This is a genomic window from Pseudomonas sp. R4-84 (assembly GCF_054130985.1).
Genome location: NZ_CP096390.1, coordinates 4698134 through 4723639, shown reverse-complemented (window position 1 = coordinate 4723639; position 25506 = coordinate 4698134). Strand labels below are relative to the sequence as shown.

Below are 25506 nucleotides of genomic sequence, written 5' to 3'. Positions count from 1 at the left end.
GGATCGTGTGCCCTCGTTAACCTTAAGTTACAAATCTCCCTGCCGAATTAGGCTATACAGGAACAGCGTCCGAATAGTGGCTTTGTGCTGTCTGCGTGCGCAGCTCATAACAATAAAAACTACCGGGAGACTTCCCTTGTGAAGAGTTTGCTCTGGCCCGCCGTCGCCCTGATGAATCGCCTGAGCTTCGGCATGAAGTTCAGCCTGATCAGTGTCCTGTTCCTACTGCCGATGCTGGTGACCAATTTCTTTCTGGTGCGTGATTCCTACCGCGAGTTCCAGGGCACGCAAGTGGAGCTGCAAAGCCTGGATTTGCTGGGCAGCAGCCTGGCGCTGCGGCGTGACCTGGAGACGCTGAACGACCTGGTGCAGATCAATGCCAGCCTGGGCCAGTCGGGCAAGGCTGGCGACGTGGACGCGAAGATCGCCGCGCTCGAGCACAAGGTGCTCGCCCGGTTGCAAGGCATGACGGCCATGGCGATGGAGCCCGAGCACGTCAGTGCCTTCGATACCAAGCGCGACGAAATGATCGCCGCTTTCAAGGCCCAACAAGCCGAAAGCTCGCTGCAGAGCAAAAGCGCGTTGATCGGCAATCTGCTCAACAATGCACAAATATTCGGCCAGATCATCGCCAGTCAGGCCGGCCTGAGCCGTGACAACCAGGCCGACATCCGCCAGCTCAGCGAGCTGATCGTCGGCCTGACGCCCAGGGTCACTCAGATTTTGGGCGAGGGCCGTGCCTTGGGCGCTTCTTCGTTGGGGTTGGGTTTCCTCAATTCCGCGTCGAGTACCCGGTTCGATGAGTTGCTGGTGCAAATCGAGAAGCTCCAGGGCGAATATGAGCTGAAACTGCAGGACGCGCTGGGCTCGAGCAAGGCCGTCGGACAAGCACTCGCCGATCAGGCCGGTGGCAGCAAGAGCACCCTCAAGCAAGCGGCCGAGCTGATTGAAAACCAGGTCGTCATGGCGGACACCCTCGATGCGCCATGGCCGGCATTCTTCGATCAGGTCAGCGGCCTGATGGAGCAGACCTATCGGTTGAACGAGGCGACGTTGGGCTTTCTCGGTGTGCAATTGCAGCACCGCCTGGAGCAGAACCGCAGCCACATGGTGCTACAGGCGGTGGCGCTCGCAGCGGTGTTCCTGTTGATTTTCTATCTGTACGCCGGTTTCTACGCCTCGACACGCACGACGCTCAAGCACCTGGGGGCGATGATGGACAAAGTCGCGGCGGGGGATATGACAGTCAGTTTCGTCGCCCGCAGCAAGGATGAGCTGGGAGAGTTGGGCGAGGTGTTCAATGGCACCGTGGCGAAGATCCATGACTTGATCGAACAGGTCGGCCACACCGTCGCCGAGGTCGAGCGCCAGGCCGGGCAGGTGGAAACGGTATCGGCCCAGAGCAACCAGGCCGTGGCCGGCCAGCGCAGCCAGATCGAACTGGTCGCCACGGCGATGAACCAGATGTCCGCCACTGCCCAGGAAGTCGCCCGCAGCGCTGCGGCGGCGGTCAGCAGCGCCCATAGCGTGAATGATGAAACCCTCAGTGGACGAGGCTTGGTGGAATCCCAGCAGGGCAGCATCGCCCGGCTCGCCAGCGAAATCGACCAGTCGGTGCAGGTGATCAATCAACTGGCGACCGACAGCCAGGCCATCAGCCGCGTCCTCGATGTGATCAAGAGCATTGCCGAGCAAACCAACCTGCTGGCCCTCAACGCCGCTATCGAAGCCGCCCGTGCCGGCGAGCAAGGGCGCGGATTTGCGGTGGTGGCCGACGAGGTGCGAACCCTGGCCAAGCGGACCCAGCAGTCGACCGAAGAAATCGAAGCGATGATCAGCCGCCTGCACGGCGGCGTCGGTGCCGCCGTCAAGGCGATGGGCACCAGCCATGAGATGGCCAGCGGCACGGTTGGCCAGTCGGAGAAGGTCCAGCAGGCGCTGGAAAACATTCTTGGCGCCGTTGGCATGATCGTCGACCAGAACCAGCAGATCGCCGCTGCGGTGGAGCAGCAGACCGCCGTCGCCCATGACATCGACCAGAACATCGTCGAGATCAACCGCGCCGGCGAACGCACCGCCGAAGGGGCTCACCAGACCGAAGACGCCAGCCGCGAACTGTCCTCCCAAGTGGTGCGGCTCAAGCAACTGATCAATGCGTTTCGGGTGTGATCTCCTGCCTCACCACAGGCCCAATGTGGGAGCGAGCCTGTGTGGGAGCGAGCTTGCTCGCGATGGCGGAGTGTCAGCCAATGAAAGGTTGCCTGGATCACCGCTATCGCGAGCAAGCTCGCTCCCACAAGGATCACCACTGGAATAGCTGCCGGGCGTTTGCCGTGCTGGCCTCGGCCAGTCGTTCAGGCGTCACCGCCATGATGCCCGCCAACGCCTCGCAAATCGCCGGCAAATGCGCCGGGCTGTTGCGTTGCCCGGGAAACATCGACGGCGCCATGTCCGGTGAGTCGGTCTCCAGCACCACCGCATCCAGCGGCAGTTTCGGCAGCACCCGGTGCATGCGCAGGGCCTGGGGCCACGTGGCCGCGCCGCCGAGGCCGAGCTTGAAACCGAGCTTGATGTATTCGCGAGCCTCTTCGAAGCTGCCGGCAAAGGCATGGATGATGCCCGCACGGGCCGGGCAGATGCGTTTGAGCGTCGCGATCACGGCGGCGTGGCTGCGACGTACATGGATCAGCGCCGGCAGTTCGAAATCCCGGGCCAGTTCCAGCTGCGCCTCGAACAGCGTTTGCTGGCGATCGCGGTCCAGGGTCTGGACGTAATAGTCCAGGCCGATTTCCCCCACCGCGCACAACTGCCGATGCCCGGCCAGGCGCTCCAGCCATTCGCGCAACTGCGCCAGGTCTTCGCCGCGATGCTCGTCGAGAAACACCGGGTGCAGGCCCAGCGCGGCATGCAGGTGCGGGTCGCTTTGGACCAGGTCCCAGACGCGCTGCCAGTTGTCCCGATATACGCCCAGCACCACTATTTCCCGGACACCCAAGGCGCGGCTTTCGGCCAGCAGCGCCGGGCGATCCGCGTCGAAATCCGGGAAGTCCAGATGAGTGTGCGTGTCGATCAACTGCATATCCGCACCCTGAACCTCAGCCCTGGTGAATGCGCTGCTTGAACGTGCGCGCAATTGCCTGGACACCGGGTTGATAGACATCGTTTTCGATGGCCGCCAGCGCCAGTTCCAAGGCTTTGTCGGCGATCAGTTGATGCTGCTGGGACATGGCGTTGACCGGCAGCGGCAGGAAATCCAACAGTTGCGTGTCGCCAAAGGTGCCCAGGCGCAGGGGACGCGCCTTGAGCGGAAAATCATGCAGGGCATCGAACACCCCTTGCAGCAGTACATAAGAGGTGGTGATCAGCGCATCGGGGAGATGGCCCAGGCGCGCGAGCATGTCGTCCATCAACTGACGACCGCATTCACGGCTGAACGACTCGCCGTGCTCGATCAGCACCTGGCCTTCGAACCCGGCCAGCGCCTCGCGGAAACCGGCGGTCCGCTCCTGGCTGATGCTCAGTTCGGGGCGGGCGCTGATCAGCGCGATCTGCCGTGGATTCGTTTCCAGCAGGCTTCGTGTCAGTTGCAGGCTGGCCTGGCGGTCGTCGCTGATTACCGAGCAGAACTGCGCCGGTTCCATCACCCGGTCGATGGCGATGATCGGGATGCCCTTGGCCTGCAATTGGCGGTAGCTATCGTCTTCGGCGGGCAGGCAACTGGCAACGATCAGCGCATCGCAGCGTCGGGCGCGGAACAGTTGCAGCAACTGGCGCTCGCTGTCAGGCGCATCATCGGAGCTGGCGATCAGCAACTGGTAACCTCGGGCGCGGGCACCTTGTTCCAGCAGCTTGGCGATACGCGCGTAACTGGGGTTCTCCAGGTCGGGCAGGATGAACCCCAACGTGCGGGTATGCCGGCTGCGCAGTCCGGCGGCCTGTGGGTTGGGCGTGAAGCCATGCTCTTGGACCACCGCCCGCACCCGTTCGACGGTCGCGTTGCTGATGCGTTGTTGTTCGGCCTTGCCGTTGATGACGTAGCTGGCGGTGGTCACGGACACACCGGCGAGCTGGGCGATATCACTGAGTTTCAACCCGGTTTTCCTTGTTTTTTCGAGTTTGCCCCGACAATGAAGGCTCATCCTACCCGATTCGGATCGATGGTCACCCCCGGACGCTTTCGACAAGTTGCACTTCAAGGATGGGAGATTATCGAGTAACGTGCCAATCTTTCTAGATTAAACGTTTCAGCAAGCGTATTTTCAGGGCTTCAGGGTTTTCGGTCGCACTGCCGCGACACCGCCGCAAGCCGTTTGCAACGCTAAGCTGATTCATTCAAAACAATACCTGGCGCCAACCGGACGCCAAAAAGGAGAAAGCATGCTCGAGCTCACTCTAGAGCAGATATCCATGGCCCAGGTGGCTGTGGATAAAGACGCCGCGCTGCAACTGCTCGCTGACAAACTGGTGGCCGATGGCCTGGTAGCCGAGGGTTATCTTGCCGGATTGCAGGCCCGCGAGGCCCAGGGCTCGACCTTTCTTGGCCAAGGTATTGCCATCCCCCACGGTACACCGCAGACCCGCGACCTGGTGTATTCCACCGGCGTGCGCTTGCTTCAATTTCCCGAAGGCGTGGACTGGGGCGATGGCCAGATCGTTTACCTGGCGATCGGCATCGCCGCCAAATCCGACGAGCACCTGCGCCTGCTGCAACTGCTGACCCGCGCCCTCGGCGAGACCGATCTGGGCCAGGCATTGCGTCGCGCCGGCAGCGCCGAAGCCTTGCTGAAACTGCTGCAAGGCGCGCCGCAGGAGCTGGCGCTGGATGCGCAGATGATCGGCCTAGGCGTGTCGGCCGATGATTTCGAAGAACTGGTGTGGCGCGGCGCCCGTTTGTTACGCCAGGCCGATTGCGTGAGCAACGGCTTCGCCGGCGTGCTGCAGCAGGTCGAAGCGTTGCCTCTCGGCGATGGGCTCTGGTGGCTGCACAGCGAACAGACCGTCAAGCGCCCGGGCCTGGCCTTCGTCACGCCCGACAAACCCATTCGTTATCTGGGCCAACCCCTGAGCGGGTTGTTCTGCCTGGCCAGCCTCGGCGAGGCCCACCAGGCGTTGCTGGAAAGGCTTTGCGCATTGCTGATCGAAGGTCGCGGCCACGAATTGGGCCGCGCTACCAGCAGCCGCAAGGTCCTGGAAGTGCTGGGGGGCGAACTGCCCGCCGACTGGCCCAGCGCGCGCATCGGACTGGCGAATGCCCACGGCCTGCACGCGCGCCCAGCGAAAATCCTTGCCCAGCTGGCGAAAAGTTTCGAAGGCGAGATCCGCGTGCGCATCGTCGACGGCCAGGACAGCGCCGTATCGGTGAAGAGTCTGAGCAAACTGCTGAGTCTGGGCGCCCGTCGCGGTCAGGTCCTGGAGTTCATTGCCGAACCCAGCATTGCCGCCGACGCGTTGCCGGCGTTGCTCGCAGCCGTCGAAGAAGGTCTCGGCGAAGAGGTCGAACCGCTGCCGCCACCGAGCGCGCCGCGAGAAACCACCATTGCCGAAGTTGCCACCGTGCTGCTCGCGCCGGAATCCGGCAGCCTGATCCAGGCCGTCGCCGCCGCGCCGGGCATTGCCATCGGCCCGGCGCATATCCAAGTGCAGCAAGACATCGATTATCCACTGCGTGGCGAGTCCCCGGCGATCGAGCGCGAGCGTCTACAAAACGCCCTAGGCCAGGTACGTCGGGACATCGAGGGCTTGATCGAGCGCGCCAAGGCCAAGGCCATCCGCGAGATTTTCATCACCCATCAGGAAATGCTCGACGACCCGGAACTGACCGACGAAGTCGACACCCGCCTGAAGCTGGGCGAGAGCGCGCAAGCAGCGTGGATGGGCGTGATCGAAGCCGCCGCGAAGGAACAGGAAGCCCTGCAGGATGCCTTGCTTGCCGAGCGCGCCGCCGATCTGCGGGATGTTGGCCGTCGGGTGCTGGCGCAGTTGTGCGGCATCGAGACCCCGGCTGAACCGGATCAACCCTACATCCTGGTGATGGACGAAGTCGGCCCCTCCGACGTCGCGCGCCTGGACCCGGCCCGCGTGGCGGGGATCCTCACCGCACGCGGCGGCGCCACCGCCCACAGTGCCATTGTCGCCCGCGCCCTGGGCATTCCGGCCTTGGTGGGCGCAGGCGCGGCGGTGTTGCTGTTGGCGCCGGGCACGTCCTTGCTGCTGGACGGGCAGCGTGGTCGGCTGCATGTCGACCCGGACGCCGCGACCCTGCAACGGGCCGCTGAAGAGCGCGACACCCGTGAGCAGCGCCTGAAAGTCGCCGCCGAACAGCGCCACCAACCGGCGCTGACCCGCGACGGTCATGCCGTTGAAGTATTCGCCAACATCGGCGAAAGCGCCGGCGTCACCAGCGCGGTGGAGCAGGGCGCCGAAGGCATCGGCCTGTTGCGCACCGAGCTTATCTTCATGGCCCACACCGAGGCCCCGGACGAAGCGACCCAGGAAGCCGAATACCGCAAGGTGCTCGATGGCCTGGCCGGTCGGCCGCTGGTGGTGCGCACCCTCGACGTCGGCGGCGATAAGCCGTTGCCTTATTGGCCGATCGCGAAGGAAGAAAACCCCTTCCTCGGCGTGCGCGGCATCCGCCTGACCTTGCAGCGCCCCCACGTCATGGAAGCGCAACTGCGCGCTCTGTTGCGCTCGGCGGACAACCGTCCGCTGCGGATCATGTTCCCCATGGTCGGCAGCATCGACGAGTGGCGCCAGGCACGGGACATGACCGAGCGTCTGCGTCGCGAGATCCCCGTGGCGGATTTGCAATTGGGCATCATGATCGAAGTGCCGTCCGCCGCGCTGCTGGCGCCGGTACTCGCCAAGGAAGTCGATTTCTTCAGCGTCGGCACCAACGACCTGACGCAATACACCCTGGCGATCGACCGTGGTCACCCGACCCTGTCGGCCCAGGCCGATGGCTTGCACCCGGCGGTATTGCAACTGATCGACATCACCGTGCGCGCCGCCCATGCCCATGGCAAATGGGTCGGTGTGTGCGGCGAGCTGGCGGCCGATCCGCTGGCGGTGCCGGTGTTGGTGGGCCTGGGCGTGGACGAGTTGAGTGTCTCGGCCCGCAGCATCGCGGAGGTCAAGGCACGAGTCCGCGAATTGAGCCTGGCACAAGTACAAACCCTGGCCCAAGCGGCATTGGCCGTGGGCAGCGCCGATGACGTGCGCGCATTAGTGGAGGCGCTGTAATGGCGAAGATTCTTACCCTGACCCTTAACCCGGCGCTCGACCTCACGGTGGAGTTGGCGCGCCTGGAACCGGGCCAGGTCAACCGCAGCGACGCCATGCACGCCCACGCCGCCGGCAAGGGCGTGAACGTGGCGCAGGTGCTGGCGGACCTCGGCCACACCCTGACCGTCAGTGGTTTCCTGGGTGAAGACAACGCCCAAGTGTTCGAGACGCTGTTTATCCAGCGTGGCTTCGTCGACGCTTTTATTCGCGTCCCCGGCGAAACCCGCAGCAACATCAAGCTGGCCGAACAGGACGGACGCATCACTGACCTCAACGGTCCTGGCCCGATGGTCGATGAAGCCGCGCAACAAGCGTTGCTGGAACGTCTCGAGCAGATAGCCCCAGGCCACGATGCCGTAGTGGTTGCCGGCAGCATGCCCCGAGGCGTCAGTGCGCAATGGTTGCAGGCGCTGATCATGCGGCTCAAACAGCTCGGCCTGAATGTCGCCCTCGACACCAGCGGCGAAGCGTTGCGCGTCGCCCTGGCGGCGGGGCCATGGCTGATCAAGCCCAATACCGAGGAGCTGGCCGATGCGCTGGGTTGCGACGTGGTGACCGAGGTCGCCCAGGCACAAGCGGCTCAGCGGTTGCATGCCCAAGGCGTGGAACATGTGGTGATTTCCCACGGCGCCGACGGTGTGAATTGGTTCAGCGTTGGTTCGGCCCTGCATGCCTCGCCGCCCAAGGTCACTGTCGCCAGCACCGTGGGCGCCGGCGATTCGCTGTTGGCCGGCATGCTGCATGGATTGCTCGCTGCCCACGCACCGGAGCAGACCCTGCGCACCGCCACGGCCATCGCCGCCATGGCGGTCACCCAGATCGGGTTCGGCATCCACGACACCGCGTTGCTGGCGTCGCTTGAACAGGGCGTGCGCGTGCGCCCCCTGACAGAACAATAAGAGGGTTCGCAAGATGAAATTAGCCATTGTGACGGCTTGCCCGAACGGCATGGTCACCAGCGTGTTGTGCGCCCGCCTGCTGGATGCGGCGGCCCAGCGCCAAGGTTGGAGCACCAGTGTCGAAGTCCATGACGCGGCCCACCCGGAACGCCAGTTGTCGGCGGCGACCCTCGAAGCGGCCGAATGGGTATTGCTGGTTGCCAGCGGCCCGGTGGACCTGTCGCGATTCGTTGGCAAGCGGGTGTTTCGCAGCACCCCGGCCCTCGCCCTGCAGGACGTTGACGCGGTGCTACGTCGCGGCGCCGAAGAGGCCCAAGTGCTGGGCGAGGCCGAGGTGCTCGCCGAAGAACCTGCGCCATCGACCGAACGCGCCCCGCGCCTGGTGGCCATCACCGCGTGCCCGACCGGCGTCGCCCATACCTTCATGGCCGCTGAAGCCTTGCAACAGGCAGCGGCACGCTTGGGTTATGACCTGAAGATCGAAACCCAGGGCTCGGTGGGTGCCCGCAACCCGCTCAGCCCCGAGGCGATTGCCGAGGCCGATGTGGTGTTGCTGGCGACCGATATCGAGGTCGCCACCGAGCGTTTCGCCGGTAAGAAAATCTATCGCTGCGGCACCGGCATTGCGTTGAAACAAGCCGAAGCCACGCTGAAAAAAGCCTTGGCCGAAGGCGTCCAGGAAAGCGCAGCGAGTGGTGCTTCCACGGGCCCGGCGAAGGCGGAAAAAAGCGGTGTCTATAAACACTTGCTGACGGGTGTTTCGTTCATGCTGCCGATGGTGGTAGCGGGTGGCTTGATGATCGCTTTGTCGTTCGTATTCGGCATCGAGGCCTTCAAGGAACCTGGCACTCTCGCAGCAGCGCTGATGCAGATTGGCGGCGACACCGCATTCAAATTGATGGTGCCGCTGCTGGCGGGCTACATCGCCTATTCGATTGCTGACCGACCTGGCCTGGCGCCAGGGATGATCGGCGGGATGCTGGCCAGCACCCTGGGCGCTGGATTCATCGGCGGCATCATCGCCGGTTTCCTCGCCGGGTATGCGGCCAAGGCGATCAACCGTTACGCGCGCCTGCCCCAGAGCCTTGAAGCGCTCAAGCCGATCCTGATCATTCCGTTGCTGGCGAGCCTGTTCACCGGCCTGGTGATGATCTACATCGTCGGCAAACCGGTGGCGGGCATGCTTGAGGGTCTGACCCATTTCCTCGACAGCATGGGCACCACCAACGCGCTTTTGCTGGGCGTGCTGCTGGGGGCGATGATGTGCGTGGACCTCGGTGGGCCGATCAACAAAGCCGCCTACGCGTTTTCCGTGGGACTGCTGGCTTCGCAAAGTTATGCACCCATGGCCGCGACTATGGCCGCCGGCATGGTGCCGCCGATTGGGCTGGGCATCGCCACGTTCATAGCCCGCCGCAAGTTCGCCAAGACCGAGCGTGAGGCCGGTAAGGCAGCGCTGGTGCTGGGGCTGTGCTTCATCTCCGAAGGCGCGATCCCGTTCGCTGCCAAGGATCCACTGCGGGTGATCCCGGCCAGCATTGCCGGCGGCGCGCTGACCGGTGCGCTGTCGATGTACTTCGGCTGCAAACTCATGGCGCCTCACGGCGGGCTGTTCGTGATGCTGATCCCCAACGCCATCAACCACGCGCTTTTGTACCTGCTGGCGATCGTGGCGGGGAGTTTGGTGACGGCAGTGGCGTATGCGCTGCTCAAGCGACCGGAAGTGGTGGAAATGGCGTTGGAGCCGGCGAAGGCCTGATCGCTTTTGAGACAGTAACTTTCCCCTTGTGGGAGCGAGCCTGCTCGCGAATGCGGTGTGTCAGTCGATGAGTTTGTTGTCTGACACACCGCTTCGCGAGCAGGCTCGCTCCCACAAAGGTCATTGATGTCCGGAAAATCCCTGTCACACCCACTTCACACAGCCATGCTTAAGTTTTCCCATTTGGGGAGAACACCATGAGCGAATTCGACCTGGGCCGCCGCCGTGTGATGCAAGTCGTTGGCGCGGGCTTGTTGCTGCCCGGGCTGGCCCCGGCCGTGATCGCTTCGGTCAAGGACCGGCCCGTGTTGACCGAAGGTGTGCAGTCGGGCGACTTGCAAGGTGATCGCGCGATGATCTGGAGCCGCAGCGACCGCCCGGCGAGGATGGTGGTGGAGTGGGACACCCGCAGTCAGTTCCCCAACCCCCGGCGCTTCGTCTCGGCGCTGGCCGATAGCCGCAGCGATTTCACCGCTCGGGTCGAGCTCACCGGCTTGCCACCCGACCAGGCGATTTTCTACCGCGTGCATTTCCAAGACGCCCAGAGCGGTGTGGCCAGCGAGCCGTGGCTCGGCCACCTGCGCAGCGCGCCGCAGTTCAAGCGCAACATCCGTTTTGTCTGGAGCGGCGACACCGTCGGCCAGGGTTTTGGTATCAATCCGGACATCGGCGGCATGCGCATCTATGAGGCCATGCGCCTGCGCCTGCCGGATTTCTTCATCCACAGCGGCGACACCATCTATGCCGACGGCCCGGTGCCGGCGCAGATCACCACAGAGGGCGGGCGCATCTGGCGCAACCTGACCACCGAAGCCAAGAGCAAGGTCGCCGAGACCCTGGATGAATATCGCGGTAACTACCGCTACAACCTGATGGATGAAAACGTCCGCCGTTTCAACGCCGAAGTGCCGCAGATCTGGCAGTGGGATGATCACGAAGTGGTCAACAACTGGTCGCCGGGCAAGCAATTGGACGAGCGCTACCAGACCAAGGATATCCACAGCCTGGTCGGTCGTGCGCGACAGGCCTGGTTGGAATACGCGCCGATGCGCCTGCAGAAGGCCGATGGGGGAGGGCGCATCTACCGCAAGCTCGGTTACGGGCCGATGCTGGATGTATTTGTGCTGGACATGCGCAGCTATCGACAAGCCAATGACGCGAACCTCGGTGCGGCCAAACCGTTCCTCGGGCGGGAGCAGTTGGACTGGCTCAAGCGCGAATTGAAGCAATCCGGTGCCCAGTGGAAAGTCATCGCTGCTGACATGCCCATCGGCCTGGGCGTGCCGGATGGCGAGGTCAGCCCCGGCGTTGCGCGTTGGGAAGCGGTCGCCAACGGTGACCCGGGCGAGGCCCAGGGGCGCGAAGTGGAGATCGCCGAATTGCTCGGTTATCTGCGCAAGCATCAGGTGCGCAACTACGTCTGGCTCACCGCCGACGTCCACTATTGCGCCGCCCACCACTACCATCCCGAACACGCCGCGTTCCAGGATTTCGAACCCTTCTGGGAGTTCGTCGCCGGCCCATTGAACGCCGGCAGCTTCGGGCCCAACGCCCTGGACAAGACCTTCGGCCCTGAAGTGGTGTTCCAGAAAGCCCCTCCGGCCCAGAACACCTCGCCGTTTGCCGGCTATCAGTTCTTTGGCGAGGTGAACATCGACGGGCAGAGCGGGGAGATGAGCGTGGTGCTAAGGGACCTGGAAGGGCTGGCGGTGTTCGAGAAGAAGTTGCAGCCGGTGTGAGTTCTGAAGCGCACTGCATCCAGTGTGGGAGCGAGCTCGCTCGCGATGGCGGTGTGTCGATCAAGAAAGCGTTGACTGACCATCCGCTATCGCGAGCAAGCTCGCTCCCACTGGGGATTCGATTCAATTCTGGATAAGCGTTCCGTCAGTACACATCCCGCCGATACCGCCCTTGCTCGATCAGCTTCTCCACTTCCTCACGCCCCAGCACCAGGTTGAGCACGTGATCCACCCCTGACGCCATGCCTTGCAGGCTGCCGCAGACATAGATCACCGCGCCGTCGGCCAGCCATTGCTTGAGCAATGCCGCCGATTCCAGCAGGCGATCCTGGACGTAGATTTTCTTGTCCTGGTCTCGGGAGAAGGCAAGGTCCAGTCGCTCCAGATCGCCGGAGGTGACCCATTCCTGAAGCTCATCGCGACAATGGAAATCGTGTTCGCGGTTGCGTTCGCCAAACAGCAGCCAGTTGCGTTGCATGCCCTCGGCAACACGGGCCTTGAGCAAACTGCGCAGGCCGGCCAGGCCGGTTCCGTTGCCCAGCAGGATCATCGGTACGCCTTGGGGTGGCAGATGAAAGCTGCTGTTGCGTCTTACCCGCAAGCTGATTGGGCTGCCCAGCGGCGCATGTTCGGTCAGCCAGCCGGAGCCGACGCCCAGGCTGCCATCGGCGCGGCGCTCCTGGCGCACGATCAGTTCCAGCACGCCATCGGCGGGGATCGATGCGATGGAGTATTCGCGCATTCCCAGCGGTGCCAACGCCTCCACCAGTGCCTGGGCGTGCAGGCCGACCAGATGGGCGCGGTTTTCCGGCAACTGGCGTGTCGCCAGGGCTTGTTCGAGTGTCTGCTGCAAGCCGTCGACGTGTACCCGAGCAATACCGGCGATGCCCAGCCCATCGAGGAAATGTTCAATGGCCCATGGATCATTGCGCGGCAGGATTTCCACCAGGTCACCGGCCAGCCAACTGCTCGGCCCCGGTGCGGTGAGGCCCAGCAGGTATACGCCAGACCCGCAGCTGTCGGGGTTGAGCAGGGTGCGTTGGTTCAACGTCCAATGCTCGAAACTCGGCGCCTGCCAGGTGTCCGCCGGGGCCTGGCCGGTGAGTTCCGCCAGCTGTTGTTGCCAGTGGCGCAAGGCGTAAGGATCGCCGCTGTCCACTTCCACCGGCGCGAACAGTGTCTTGCCGCCGTGTTCCGCCAGCCAGGCATGCAGGCGGCGGGCGAAGCCGCAGAAGTTTTCATATTGGCGGTCGCCCAGGCCCAGCACCGAATATTGCAAGCGTTCCAGGCTCAGCGGCTGGCCCAACACCTTGCGCTCGAAACCCCGGACACTGTCGGGGCCTTCGCCATCGCCGAAGGTACTGACCACGAACAAGGCGCGAGTGGAGCTGTTCAAATCCTGCTCGCTGACGCCGGCCAATGGCCGGACCTTCACCGGCAGGCCGGCGGCCTGGAGCTGGCCGGCGGTCTGCCAGGCCAGTTGCTCGGCGAAACCGCTCTGGCTGGCGAAACCGATCAGCCACGCCGGGGCGTCACCAGGGGTTTGGGTCAGCGCCTGGCGGGCCTTTTGGACCTGGCGCTTCTTGCGTCGACGATCGAGATACAACAGCCAGCCAGTGATGAAAAACAGCGGCATGGCCAGCGCGGCGACGGTCACCAGGATCCGGCCGACCAGGCCGAAGTAGCTGCCGACATGGAGGGCGTAGATGCTGGTCAGCAATTGCGCCTTGAAGCTTTTGTCGCTGTAGCGGCTGTGACGGCTGACGACGCCGGTGGCCGGGTCGAGGATAAGCTGGTTCAGCGCCCGGTCATGGGGGGAGTTTTTCAGCAGGTAGAACACGGTCGCCGGTTGTCCCGCTACCGGCGGCATGCGCACGTTATAGGCGGACAGGTCGGGGCCGGCGGCGCTGTAGATGCTGCTCCACATGGCGCGGTAGTCGGCGATCGGCGCCGGGCCACCGGGTGCGGGGCCGCGCTTGCGCACGCGCTCATCCTTGGGCGAATCGGAAAGCAGGCGGGTAACGCCTTTGTTGTACCACTCGTAGGACCAGGTCAGCCCGGTCAAGGCGGCCAGCAGGTAGAACACCAGGCACCAGGTGCCCGCGACGGAGTGCAGGTCCCAATTGAAACTGCGGCCTTTTTTTGCCCAATCGAGGGTCAGCCAGGCGCGCCAGTTTTTCCATTGGCGCGGCCAGCGCAGGTAAAGCCCGGACAGGCAGAAAAACACCAGGATCAGCGTGCACGCGCCGGTGATCTGCCGGCCTACGTCGTCCAGGGTGAGGACGCGGTGCAGACGGAGCATCAGACCAAAGAAGTCCTGCCCCACCACATCCCCCATGAATTGCGCGTTGTAGGGATTGAAGTAGCGCATCGGGCCACGCTTTTCCCCGGGCGGGGCGGTGAAAACCGCCCGTGCGGCGTTGCCGCTGTCGGTCTCTACCCAGAGCATGCTGACGGTCTTGCCGGACGCGGCTTCGATCTGTTCCACCAGTTCGGCAGGCGGCAATACGCCGGCCGGTTGCTTTTCAACCGTCAGCACCTGTGGGTTCAGCGCGCGCAGGATCTCGTCCTGGAACGACACCATCGCACCGGTAATGCCCATCAATGCCAGGACCAGCCCGGCACTGATGCCAAAGAACCAGTGCAACTGGAACAGGGTTTTCTTCAACACGTCGCCCGCCTTGTTCGTTCAATACTGTTTGTCACGGCGTGCATTATGCCGTGTGTTATCGAGAACCATTCATAAACACACCTGAAAGCCCCGATCATTTGCATGAGCGGGGCTTTTTGCCCGGTGCCGGTCCGTAATGGCCGGGGGCTCAGTCCCGTGGGAGCGAGCTAGCCCCACAAGTACATTGCCTGACCATCGACATCGGGTTTTTTCACTTTTAGAAGTGGAAATTGGTACTCAACAACGCGGTGCGCCCGGCCGCCTGGTTGGCGAAGTGGGTCGAGAAAGCCTTGTCGTAGTAGGTCTCGTCCGTCAGGTTCTGCACGTTGAGTTGCAGGTCCAGGTTTTTGCTGACCTTGTAGCTGGCCATGGCGTCGTAACGCACGTAGGAATCGACCATCGTAGTATTCGCCACGCTGCCAAATACATCGTCCACATAAAAGGCACCGCCACCGATGGTCAGCTTTGGCGTGAGGGCATAGGTGGTCCAGACGCTGGCGCTGTTCTTCGGTGTGTTGGGCAATTGATTGCCATCGGTAACACTCAACGGCCCGCCATCGACCTGTTCGCTGTCCAGGTAGCTATAGCCGGCGAACACTTGCCACTTTTCCGTGAGCTTGCCGCTGGCGGACAGTTCGAGGCCGTCGACGCGGGTCTTGCCGGCGTTTTCATAGGTGGTGGTGTCGACCTGGACCCGGGCGTTTTCCTTCTCGGTGCGGAAGATCGCGGCCGTCAGTGACAGGCGACTGTCGAGCAAGTCCCACTTGGTGCCGATTTCGTAGTTCTTGGTGGTTTCCGGCTCCATGTCGCTGGCGAGCAGGTTGCCGCTGCGGTCCGGCGTGCCACCCAGCGGGTTGCCTTCCTGACCTTCGCCGACCGTGTTGCCCGGCGGCGTGGCCGAGGTGGCGTAGGAAGCATAGATGCTGCCGTTGTCCGCCGGTTTCCAGACCAGGCCGAACTGGCCGGTAACGAACTCGCTGGTGTCATCACCCTTGGAAGTGGTGGTGCCGACGGCATTGTAGGTTTTGTATTTCGTGTCGAAGTGGTCGTAACGCAAGCCCATGTTCACCAACCATTGCGGTGACAGCTCCAAAGTGTCGAACACGTAAAGCGCACGGGTGACGCTGGTGGTGTCGGTGCCGGCGTAGTTGCGGGAAATCGCGCCGTTCCAGGGATCGTTCGGGTTTGGATTGGACAGCGACGTGCAGTTGTTCCCGCTTGGCGAGCCGACTGTCGCCGGGGTGCAGTTGGTGTTCGCGGCGGCGGTGCCCGGCACGGTGTCGGTGTTGACGTTGTACGAGGATTTCTCGCCGGTTTCGCGGCTCAGTTCGATGCCTGTGGAGAAGCTGTTCTTGAATCCTGCGACGTAAAAATCGCCAAACAGATCGGTCTGGTTGGTGGTGGTGTCGACATTGCTGACGCGAGTGTTGGCCCGGCGCCAGACCGTACCATTGTTGACGTTGCCCTTGCTGTCGTCGGGCTGGGTCAGGATGTAGTCCTGCATGCTGGAGCCGTGGCGCAGGGTGTTCTTGACCGTCAGTGCATCGCTCAGGTCGTGCTCGATGGCGATGGTCGCCGTGTCGACGCGAGTCTTGCGGAAGTCGCGGTCGGTGAGGCCGTAGAAGTTACTGCTGTCGCCGCCGGCGTAGGGCTTGTCGGGGTTGGCCTTGGTGCGATCGGCCGTACGACCCGAGGCGGGCACGGTGTAGGGAATGCCCGAATCCGGCAGGTCGTTGCTTTCCAGGTGGTAGTAATCGAGGTTGACCCGGGTATCGGTGCCCAGGCCGAACGCCAGCGATGGCGCGACGCCCCAGCGGTCGTAGTTGACCTTGTCACGACCGGCGACGTTGCTTTCATGGCTCATCAGGTTGAGACGGCCGGCGGCGCTGTCGCTGAACTGGTAATTGCCGTCCAGTGTGTAGCGCTGGGTCTGGTCCGAACCCCAGGTGAAACCGCCGTCGAAGGAGTCGCCCAGATGCGCTTTCTTGCTCACCAGGTTGATGGTGCCGCCGGCGGCGCCACGGCCACCGATGGCGGAGTTGGGGCCCTTGCTGACCTCGATGGACTCGACCGCGAAGATCTCCCGGCTCTGGGAACCGGTGTCACGCACGTTATCCAGGTAAGTGTCGCCCTGGACATCGAAGCCACGGATGAAGGGGCGGTCGCCCTGGGGGTTGCCGCCTTCACCCGCGCCGAAAGTAATGCCGGGCACGGTGCGCAGCGCGTCTTGCATGTTGAGAGCGCCGGTGTCCTTGAGTACTTGCTGGGGGATGACCGTCACCGAGCGTGGCGTGTCGACCAGCGGCGCGGTGTATTTCGAGGACGAGGCTTTCTCGACCTGATAGGACGTCGTGTCCTGGGCTTCGCCGGTGATACTGGTGGCATCCAGGGAAATGGCATTGCGCGGGGCTTTTTCTTCGGTATTTTCTGCCGCCTGGGCCATCTGCGCCACGGAGGTAGCACTGAGCGCGACGCCGATGGCGGAAGCCAGTAAACGAGGTGAATGGGCCGGTGATTGTAGTTGTTGACGCGACATGAACAGTGCCTTCCCCAAGGTTTGAGGCCGCGGAATATAGGGGAAACAGGTATTTGTATCAATTGCGAAATATTGCTATTTGAGAGGAATTTACATTCTTTACAATTTGCCCTTACGGTTTCCGTCGAGTGGTGCGTTGTGCGGGGTTGTGCGCAGCCAATAAGAATCACTACCATTGGCGCCCCTCTATCCACAGGTCCGAATGCCATGTTGTTGCAAATCCCCGGTGTGTTTAGCGCCGAAGAAGCGCAGCGTATTCGTGAAGCGCTGGAGCAGGCCGAATGGGAGGACGGCAAGGTCACCGCCGGTTATCAATCGGCCAAGGCCAAGCACAACCTGCAACTGCCCGAGGGCCATCCCCTGGCCAAGGAAATCGGCGCGGCCATGCTTGAACGGCTGTGGAAAAACCCGTTGTTCATGTCGGCGGCCCTGCCGCACAAGGTGTTCCCGCCATTGGTGAACTGCTACAGCGCTGGCGGCAGCTTCGATTTCCACATCGACAATGCCGTGCGCCAGCCCAAGGGCAGTGCCGAGCGGGTGCGCACCGACCTGTCGGCGACGCTGTTCTTCAGCGACCCGCAGGACTACGACGGCGGTGAGCTGGAAATCCAGGACACCTACGGCACCCAGCGGGTCAAGCTGCCGGCCGGCGACATGGTGTTGTATCCGGGGACCAGCCTGCACAAGGTCAACGCCGTTACCCGGGGCGCGCGCTACGCCTCGTTTTTCTGGACACAAAGCCTGGTGCGCGAAGACAGCCAGCGGGCACTGCTGTTCGAGATGGACGGCGCGATCCAGCAATTGACCCGGGACGTACCCGACCACCCTTCGTTGATCCGCCTGACCGGCACCTATCACAACCTGTTGCGCCGCTGGGTCGAGGTGTAAGTGGCGGATTTTCGTCTGCGCCGAGAAGAGGTGCTCGACGGCGAAAGCCTCAAAGCCATGCTCAAGGACAGCCCGGCGCGCGCGGCCCAGGCGATTCTCATCGCTGCTGGCGCTGGCGTGCTGGAGGCCCAGGCGTTGCTTGGGCAAATTCTGTTGGATGGCCAGGGCATCGAACAGGACAAACCCCTGGCCCTGCGCTGGTTCGACATCGCCGCCCAACGCGGGCACTTGATGGCGCGCAACATGCTGGGCCGTTGCCATGAGCATGGTTGGGGCTGTGTTGCCGATCCTGCAGTCGCTGCCGCCCATTATCGACAGGCCGCCGAGGCAGGGCTGGATTGGGCGATGTACAACTACGCCAACCTGTTGGCGACCGGGCGTGGGGTTACTGAAGATCAGCCGCAGGCGTTGGCCCTGTACCGCCGCGCCGCAGAATTGGGCCACGCCAAGTCAATGAACCTGCTGGGGCGTTATCTGGAGGACGGGCGCTGTTGCCCGGCGGATCCAGTTGCGGCGGCCGAGTGGTATCGGCGTTCGGCCGAAGCTGGAGATTTCCGAGGCCAGTTCAGCCATGCGGCGGTGCTGGCGCAAGAAGGTCGCATCGACGAGTCCCTGACTTGGCTGCGCGAGGCGCTGGCGGGTGGAAATGTGAGTTTCCTTCGCGTGAGCAGTGAGGCGTTGCGAGATGCTCTGCATCCGGAAGTTCGTGCCATGGCCCGTGCTTATCGGCAGCGGCTTTTTCAAGTGACGGACACCAACAATTCGTAATTGAGCCTGCCGCTAACCCTATGTCTTTCTAAATAGTGTTGTCCATAAACATATTTCGAGTTTTATAACTTCAGGATTTGTCGGGCCGACAGTTTTGCGCTTCGGCGCGCTCGGCTGTCTTGTTTGTTAATACTTGAGGTGTTGTGGCGTGTCGCAGATATATCCTAGAGTCTTTTTGCGCGCTTTTATAAGTGTGCGCAATAACACTGGATAGTCTAATGACAGGAAGTTAAAGATGGAAATCGAGTTGGATGACAGGATAGTCAAGGCGGCCGCGGAGGCGCCTGAGGTGTTTGTGAAAGCGTCTTTCGGTGAGGGCGGAGGAAATAACAGGCAACCGGGAATACAGCTAACCAAGGAACAGATCATTAGCCTGAAAAAATATGAAGTGCTGGGTTTATCGCTTCCTGTTCGTTTACAAGATGTGGAAGTGTATTTGAATTATGGCGCGGGTGACGTGGGCGGACCGGGGCTCAAGGCGGTTGACTTTCAGAGGACATTCGCCATCACGTATGATCATGCCAAACGTTGGTCACCTTTGCGTGAGCGTATCATGCAGACGGGCAATCAACTGAGAAACTTCTCGGATACATTCACCAAATACGGCAAGCGAATAATTGCTGTGTATGAGTATCTTGACGCTTCGGACTATTTGAAGAAGCATAAAATCAAAACAGTCGAAGAGTATTTCGAGCTTATGCGCACGCTGCCCGATCTCCCGGACCTGACGGTAGAAAAGGGGGACATTGAGGAGATACAAGGTTTTCTTAAGGAGATGTTGTTCGAAGTCCAAAAAAATCATAAGAATGCCGAAGGAGTGAGGCTCGAGCTTGATAAGTTTGGCATCGATATGCGCGAGACCGTGCTGCCGGCGGTCAAGTTGCGATTGAAAGCTGTCAGCGACAATACCTATAAGCAGGATATTGAAGTCATTCAGAAAGAAATTGATCAGCGTGCCGCTAGTATTGACGAGCTTAATCAGCAGTATGCCGATATGGTTAAAGAGGCGATTCGCGCCGCCGCGACCTTGAATATCGGCGGATTGATAATGGGTATCTATCAGGGCGTCAAGGCTGAAGAGTTGCGCAAAGAACGAAATCGGTTAAAGAACGAACAGGATGGCGATATTCAGAAGCTGTCGAGTAAAAGTCAGACGCTAGCTTCATTGAATCGTGTGCGAGGGGATCTTCAAAACCTAAGTGCTGTAACGATTGAGGCGGAGGCGGCGACGCGCAACCTCATGTTGGTGTGGAACTCGCTAAGCAACTTTATAGAATCGTCATCGGAACATGTCGAAAAAATAGAAAACGCCGTCAGGCTGAGAATGTTCATTACCCAGATCGAGCTGGTGGTTTCGCCTTGGGAGAATGAGATTCAACACCGTTCCGATGCGCTGCTGGCGATTTTTGATGAGGCCGAGAAGGAATATCAGGCCGGTAACTTAATTAAACCAAGGATGGCGAGAATGTCCTATATGTCGAATGAATCGTATTACCCACAACTGAATGTCAGTGCATTGTTAGGCTCTAACGAGGGCATGCAGAGCTCTAGGACGCAGGCGCAGTTACTTTTAGAGTTTCACAATTATTTGCCCGATGTGGTAGCAACAATGACGGGTTTGGCATCCGTAGCAAATGTCGAGACGGCAGAACTTCGCAAACGCGCGCAGACGACAATTTTCAATCTGGAGCAAACGGCAAAAAAACTTGAAACCTATAAAGCTAAAATGGACCGATTTGATGAGGAAGATAAGGAGGATTTTCGCTCGGAGATTGAATTTGAAGTTGATAAGTTAAATAAATTGATCAGTCTAGAGGCCAAGGAATTGGGTGGAATCCAGCTGAGCCTGAGCACTCACTATGACAGGTCGGCATCGAAAGAATGGGTGCTTGTACTGGAACAAGATCGAGCCTATGCAGAGGAGCAAAAAGCTAATGCGCAAGCCAAGCGTGTCGAGCTGGATGAGCAGGCCAAGTCAGTTTCCGAAGCGATAGAGACGATCAGGAAAAATGGCGTCGAAAAAATTGGCCAGGAGGCGCAGCTGACAGTGGAAAGCTTGGCGGCGATGGGAATGGCGCCACCTCAGGTACAAGTCGCACTGCTGGCGATGGACACACTGAAAAAACTGGTCACTGGTATTGGCGAAACGATTTCCTATCTGAGTATGGTTGCTGGTTACAACACGCTCAAGGAAAGAGTCCGTCAGCTGCGTATCGATATCGACGTGCAGGACAAGGACATCGCCGTCATACGAGGGAAAATAGAGTTGGTCAAAAGCCTGGATAGCTTGGATGGTTTTCGCTTGGACTATGTCAAGGAGTTCGCAAACATCGCTGGCGCCTATGAGAGGTTCGCAAAGGTTTTTGCTCGTGAAGAATCGCCGTCTATTGAAGAAGATATCCAGAAGGTTCTCTCCACTGTTCCCGGCGTCATTCAATATCTGCACCCCCTTTCCGGCCAATGGCTGATCTGAGGTGGTTTCGGCGTGAGCCAAGAATGTTAATTGATAGAACGTTGGCGGCCCGATAGGCCGCCATCATCAAGGCATATCATGAACTCATTACAAAGTAGTTTTACCGAGACTCAGCGCAGGACTCTAGATCGCCGCATATATTTTCTCGATACGCTGCGCTCGGTCTTTGACAAGATTCCGGTCGTCTTGGAGCGACGTCGCATAGCCGGCCATCAGCCTGCTACATTGGCTGTGGATACACGTTTGAACAATGCGTACTTCCATGCGAAGTATCTTTTGGCATTGGAGCAAGACGTTAATGCAATCAGGGTGTCCTGCGGCGCCCATACGGAGGAACTGAGATCTTTCATCCAGGAGGCGCTGGATATCACGGCGCAGACCTCAAGGCGGCAGCTGCTCGCCGATCTGGATTTTCGACAGTTCAGTTTTTCCCGTTCCGAGCGCTGGACGATAAGGCCACCGAAGAACATCGGGGACCTGGTCCATGAGTTTTACGCTCGCTTCATTACCGTCAGGAGCTCAATCAGACAGCTGGCGTTCAAGTTCACCGAGCTGAACAATGAGTCGTTTGGTGTGAACGCGGTATTTACCAGCGCCATGGATCAACGGTCCTGCCATTGTCATGCTCAACCGACGCTAGCGCAGGCGTTGTTCCAAGAGGTCGATACCACACCGCCCTGGGACATTGTTTATTCCTCCCCGGATGCCTCGGTCAGGGCTGCGGAGTACAAGGCTGATATCGCATCCTTGTCCGGTGCTTTCGTCAATTTGAATTCACACATGAGCTTGCTGGCCCAAGCGCTGTTCCAGCGGATGCACAGCGTAGTGGAGGAACTCGACCGAGCGATTCCCTCGCGTACCTTGGGAGAGCTGAATTTGAAATTGGATACGGCGATAACGACGCTCGACCATTGCTTGACTGAGTTGAAGGATTTTGAAACCTGGCTGCGAAAATAAAAAAAGGTCCATGATTGCATGGACCTTCTCTTTAGCCGTCGGGGTTACACGTAAAACGACTTCAACGGCGGAAACCCATTGAACTCCACCGCGCTGTAGCTGGTGGTATAGGCGCCGGTCGACAACCAATACAGGCGATCACCGATTGCCAGGTTCAACGGCAAGCCGTACTTGTAGTTCTCATACATGATGTCGGCGCTGTCACAGGTCGGGCCGGCGATCACTACTTCTTCCATCTCGCCTTTTTTCTCGGTCCAGATCGGGAACTTGATGGCTTCGTCCATGGTTTCGATCAGGCCGGAGAACTTGCCCACGTCCGTGTACACCCAGCGCTCGACGGCGGTACGGGACTTGCGCGCCACCAGCACCACTTCGCTGACCAGGATACCGGCGTTTGCAATCAACGAACGGCCCGGCTCCAGGATGATTTCCGGCAGGTCGTCACCGAAGTCTTCCTTGAGGAAACGGATGATTTCCTCGGCGTAGGTTTCCAGGCTGTTGGTACGAGTGATGTAGTTGGCCGGGAAGCCGCCGCCCATGTTGATCAGCTTCAAGACGATGCCGTCTTCTTCCTTCAGGCGCTCGAAGATCACCTTGACCTTGGCGATGGCCGCGTCCCAGACGCTGATGTCGCGCTGTTGCGAGCCAACGTGGAACGAGATGCCGTACGGCACCAGGCCCAGGTCGCGGGCGAGGATCAGCAGGTCCATGGCCATGTCGGTCTGGCAGCCGAACTTGCGCGACAATGGCCAGTCAGCGGTGGTCGAGCCTTCAGTGAGGATCCGCACATAGACCTTGGAGCCCGGCGCGGCCTTGGCGATGTTGCGCAGGTCGGCTTCGGAGTCAGTGGCGTACAGGCGCACGCCCTTGTCATAGAAGTAGCGGATGTCTCGGGATTTCTTGATGGTGTTGCCGTAGCTGATCTGCTCCGGGCCGACGCCACGGCTCAGGACCTTGTCCAGCTCGTAGATCGAGGCGATGTCGAAGTTCGAGCCTTTTTCCTTGAGCAGGTCGATGATTTCCACCGCCGGGTTGGCCTTGACCGCATAGTAGACCTTGGCGAATTCGAAACCGGCGCGCAGGTCGTCATAGGCCTGGGCGATCATCGCGGTGTCGATCACCACGAACGGGGTTTCCTGCTTGTCGGCGAACGCCTTCATTTTCTGAAAGGTTTCGCGCGCGAAATAATCTTCGACCTGGATCGACATACTTGGGACTCCTACTGGCAAACATCAGAATCAATGGGTTTGAGGGCAAGCTGCCCCCGCGAACGTCCTCCGTATCCCCACTTTGGTTCGCCTACTTCCCAAGGCATGTCGCCGAAAGCAAAAAGGCCATGGGACGCTTGATTCCCTTGGCCTTGCTGTCTCGTCGTCAGTACTTGAGCCGGATGGATCGTTTCCAGCATGGACGTTCGGCGCGAACTTTAGGGCGTGAGGGACCTGAGATCAACTAAAAATGTCGCGTTTTTGCACGCATCCGTCGTGCGGTGGTCGACAGCTCATGATGTAACCGACCTGCGTGACAGATTGACGTTCCCCTCGATCGGTTTTCGAGCTTGCTCAATATGGCTTTTGCCTTTGTGGCGAGGGAGCTTGCTCCCGCTGGGGCGCGCAGCGGCACCAAAGAAGCGATGAGCGCTTCGCACTGGAGCGCCAGCCCGGTCAAGCGGGAGCAAGCTCCCTCGCCACAAAAGCCAGCTAAAGGCTGCGGTGATCGATCAGGAGGACGCAGCCTCCGCCGGCGAGACAATACTGGTCTTGCCCCCACGGGACTTACCGGAACTCAAATACTCGGCAATCGATTCCTGCGTCACTTCGCCGAGGAACACCCGCTCGGCGTCCATCACCGGCAGCCACGAGCGATTGAACTCGTACATGCGTGACAACAGGATCCGCAGATGTTCGTCGTAGGCGGCGGTGGCATTGAATTCCCGCAGGTATTGGCCGCAGGTTCCGGTCTGACGGTACAGGTCGCGGCGTCTTACATACCCCAGGGCCTTATTCTCGGCACAGGTGACCACCACGTAGCGCCGGTCATGTTCGTCCATCAGTTCCAACGCCTCGGCCACCGGGGTTTCGGGGCTGACCGAGGGGGCGTTGTCCGCAGCGTCTTCGGCCTTGACCAATAGCAGGCGCTTGAGCGTGCTGTCCTGACCGACGAAATTGCTGACGAACTCATCGGCGGGATGTGCCAGCAGCGTGTCCGGGTGATCGCACTGGATCAATTTACCGGCGCGGAAGATCGCGATCTTGTCCCCCAGCTTGATGGCCTCGTCGATGTCGTGGCTGACCATGATCACGGTCTTGTTCAGCGCCCGCTGCATCTCGAAGAACTCGTTCTGGATCATCTCGCGGTTGATCGGGTCGACCGCGCCGAAGGGCTCGTCCATCAGCAACAGCGGCGCATCGGCCGCCAGGGCGCGGATGACACCGATCCGTTGTTGCTGGCCGCCGGACAATTCGCGCGGGTATCGGTGCAGGTATTGCTTGGGTTCAAGCTTGATCATGCTCATCAATTCGCGGGCGCGGTCGTGGCATTTCTGCTTGTCCCAGCCCAGCAGGCGTGGGACGACGGTGATGTTTTCCTCGATGGTCATGTTCGGGAACAGACCGATCTGCTGGATCACGTAGCCAATATTGCGGCGCAGGGTCACCTCGTCCAGGCCGGTGGTGTCTTCGCCATTGATCAAGACCTTGCCCGAGGTCGGCGGGATCAGCCGGTTGATCATTTTCAGCGTGGTGCTCTTGCCACAGCCCGACGGCCCGAGGAACACGCAGATCTCGCCTTCATTGACGGTCAGGTTCACCGAGTCCACGGCTTTCACATCCTTGCCGTTGCTCTTGAAGGTTTTGCTGAGGTTTTGTAATTCGATCATTTCAGTAATCCTTTCGGAGTCAACGAGCGTTGCAGCCATTGCAAAAGCAGGTCGGCGAAGATGGCCAGGAGGCTGACCAGCAAGGCGCCGACGATCAGCATCGACATATCGCTGCGGCTGATGGAGGCGAGGATGAGCACGCCCAGGCCACCGGCGCCGATGGTGGCGGCGATGGTCATGACGCCGATGTTCATGACCACGGCGGTGCGCACGCCAGCCAGGATCACCGGCACGGCGATGGGCAGTTCGACCATGCGCAGGCGCTGGCCGAAGGTCATGCCGATGCCGCGGGCGGCTTCGCGAATACCGGGTTCGACCCCGGTCAGGGCCAGGTAGGTGTTGCGCATGATCGGCAACAGTGAATAAAGAAACACCGCGGTGATCGCCGGCATCGGCCCCAGGCCTTGGCCGAACTTGGAATAGAACGGCAGCAGCAGCCCGAACAGGGCAATCGACGGAATCGTCAGCAGCACCGTGGCGCTGGCCTGCAACGGGCCGGCGAGCGCCGGGAAGCGGGTCATGAAAATGCCCAGCGGCACGCCGATCACGATTGCCAGGGTCACGGCGATGCCCACCAGGGTGATGTGCTGCCAGGTCAGGTGCAGCACCAGCGGCCAGTCCAGATGGGAAAAGGCGTCAAGAAAATCCATGGCT

The 25506-nt window shown here is 60.8% G+C and carries 16 protein-coding genes and 1 pseudogene; 10 read left to right on the top strand and 7 right to left on the bottom strand.

Features of this window, described 5'->3' with window-relative positions:
- Nucleotides 1–171: 171 nt before the first annotated feature.
- Together M1D68_RS21535 and M1D68_RS21530 are read left to right on the top strand one after the other, a co-directional pair.
- A pseudogene (locus tag M1D68_RS21535) lies at nt 172–1263 on the top strand (methyl-accepting chemotaxis protein); the annotation flags it as partial.
- The gene (locus M1D68_RS21530; protein ID WP_434628602.1) at nt 1240–2169 is read left to right on the top strand and encodes a methyl-accepting chemotaxis protein; all 930 of its coding nucleotides are present in this window, start codon (nt 1240–1242) and stop codon (nt 2167–2169) included. The pseudogene M1D68_RS21535 and the gene M1D68_RS21530, both read left to right, overlap by 24 nt.
- A gap of 133 nt (nt 2170–2302) precedes the next feature.
- On the opposite strand, the gene M1D68_RS21525 is transcribed toward M1D68_RS21530, so the two are convergent.
- Both M1D68_RS21525 and cra read right to left on the bottom strand, forming a co-directional pair.
- A complete protein-coding gene (locus M1D68_RS21525) occupies nt 2303–3079 on the bottom strand; it encodes a TatD family hydrolase (RefSeq protein WP_457968273.1) in 777 nt (258 codons plus the stop codon).
- Between the two features lie 16 nt (nt 3080–3095).
- A complete protein-coding gene (gene cra / locus M1D68_RS21520) occupies nt 3096–4091 on the bottom strand; it encodes a catabolite repressor/activator (protein WP_434607825.1) in 996 nt (331 codons plus the stop codon).
- Between the two features lie 286 nt (nt 4092–4377).
- Between cra and ptsP the strand changes: the two genes are divergently transcribed.
- The 4 genes from ptsP to M1D68_RS21500 all read left to right on the top strand — a co-directional run bounded on the left by ptsP (nt 4378) and on the right by M1D68_RS21500 (nt 11681).
- Nucleotides 4378–7242, top strand: a complete 2865-nt coding sequence (gene ptsP / locus M1D68_RS21515; RefSeq protein ID WP_420765564.1) for a phosphoenolpyruvate--protein phosphotransferase — start codon at nt 4378–4380, stop codon at nt 7240–7242.
- Complete coding sequence (gene pfkB, locus M1D68_RS21510; RefSeq protein ID WP_434560703.1) at nt 7242–8183, top strand: 1-phosphofructokinase; 942 nt, start codon at nt 7242–7244, stop codon at nt 8181–8183. Before ptsP ends, pfkB begins: the two co-directional genes overlap by 1 nt.
- Before the next feature lie 13 nt (nt 8184–8196).
- On the top strand, nt 8197–9942 hold the full coding sequence (locus M1D68_RS21505; protein WP_434560701.1) for a PTS fructose-like transporter subunit IIB: 1746 nt from the start codon (nt 8197–8199) through the stop codon (nt 9940–9942).
- Between the two features lie 197 nt (nt 9943–10139).
- Nucleotides 10140–11681 carry an alkaline phosphatase D family protein gene (locus tag M1D68_RS21500; protein ID WP_457968270.1) on the top strand — a complete coding sequence of 514 codons (1542 nt, stop codon included), beginning with the start codon at nt 10140–10142 and terminating at the stop codon, nt 11679–11681.
- Between the two features lie 145 nt (nt 11682–11826).
- On the opposite strand, the gene M1D68_RS21495 is transcribed toward M1D68_RS21500, so the two are convergent.
- Together M1D68_RS21495 and M1D68_RS21490 are read right to left on the bottom strand one after the other, a co-directional pair.
- Nucleotides 11827–14352, bottom strand: coding sequence for a PepSY domain-containing protein (locus M1D68_RS21495; protein ID WP_457968268.1), 2526 nt, complete (start codon nt 14350–14352; stop codon nt 11827–11829).
- Nucleotides 14353–14569: 217 nt separating this feature from the next.
- Complete coding sequence (locus tag M1D68_RS21490; protein WP_457968266.1) at nt 14570–16888, bottom strand: TonB-dependent receptor; 2319 nt, start codon at nt 16886–16888, stop codon at nt 14570–14572.
- A 207-nt stretch (nt 16889–17095) separates the two neighbouring features.
- Between M1D68_RS21490 and M1D68_RS21485 the strand changes: the two genes are divergently transcribed.
- The 4 genes from M1D68_RS21485 (at nt 17096) to M1D68_RS21470 (ending at nt 21974) form a co-directional block, all read left to right on the top strand.
- Nucleotides 17096–17776, top strand: coding sequence for a Fe2+-dependent dioxygenase (locus tag M1D68_RS21485; RefSeq protein ID WP_457968265.1), 681 nt, complete (start codon nt 17096–17098; stop codon nt 17774–17776).
- 57 nt (nt 17777–17833) lie between these two features.
- The gene (locus tag M1D68_RS21480; protein WP_457970782.1) at nt 17834–18544 is read left to right on the top strand and encodes a tetratricopeptide repeat protein; all 711 of its coding nucleotides are present in this window, start codon (nt 17834–17836) and stop codon (nt 18542–18544) included.
- A 235-nt stretch (nt 18545–18779) separates the two neighbouring features.
- Nucleotides 18780–21017: an alpha-xenorhabdolysin family binary toxin subunit A gene (locus M1D68_RS21475; RefSeq protein WP_457968264.1), complete on the top strand. Its 2238-nt coding sequence runs from the start codon at nt 18780–18782 to the stop codon at nt 21015–21017.
- Between the two features lie 78 nt (nt 21018–21095).
- The gene (locus M1D68_RS21470) at nt 21096–21974 is read left to right on the top strand and encodes a hypothetical protein (protein WP_457968262.1); all 879 of its coding nucleotides are present in this window, start codon (nt 21096–21098) and stop codon (nt 21972–21974) included.
- 44 nt (nt 21975–22018) lie between these two features.
- Here M1D68_RS21470 and M1D68_RS21465 read toward each other — a convergent pair whose 3' ends face one another.
- The 3 genes from M1D68_RS21465 to M1D68_RS21455 form a co-directional block, all read right to left on the bottom strand.
- Nucleotides 22019–23182, bottom strand: a complete 1164-nt coding sequence (locus M1D68_RS21465; protein WP_420765555.1) for a type III PLP-dependent enzyme — start codon at nt 23180–23182, stop codon at nt 22019–22021.
- 512 nt (nt 23183–23694) lie between these two features.
- A complete protein-coding gene (locus M1D68_RS21460; RefSeq protein ID WP_434560687.1) occupies nt 23695–24852 on the bottom strand; it encodes an osmoprotectant ABC transporter ATP-binding protein OsmV in 1158 nt (385 codons plus the stop codon).
- Entirely contained in the window at nt 24849–25502 is a 654-nt protein-coding gene (locus M1D68_RS21455) for an ABC transporter permease (RefSeq protein ID WP_420765553.1), read from the bottom strand. The genes M1D68_RS21460 and M1D68_RS21455 overlap by 4 nt, the downstream gene beginning before the upstream one ends.
- Between the last annotated feature and the right edge of the window lie 4 nt (nt 25503–25506).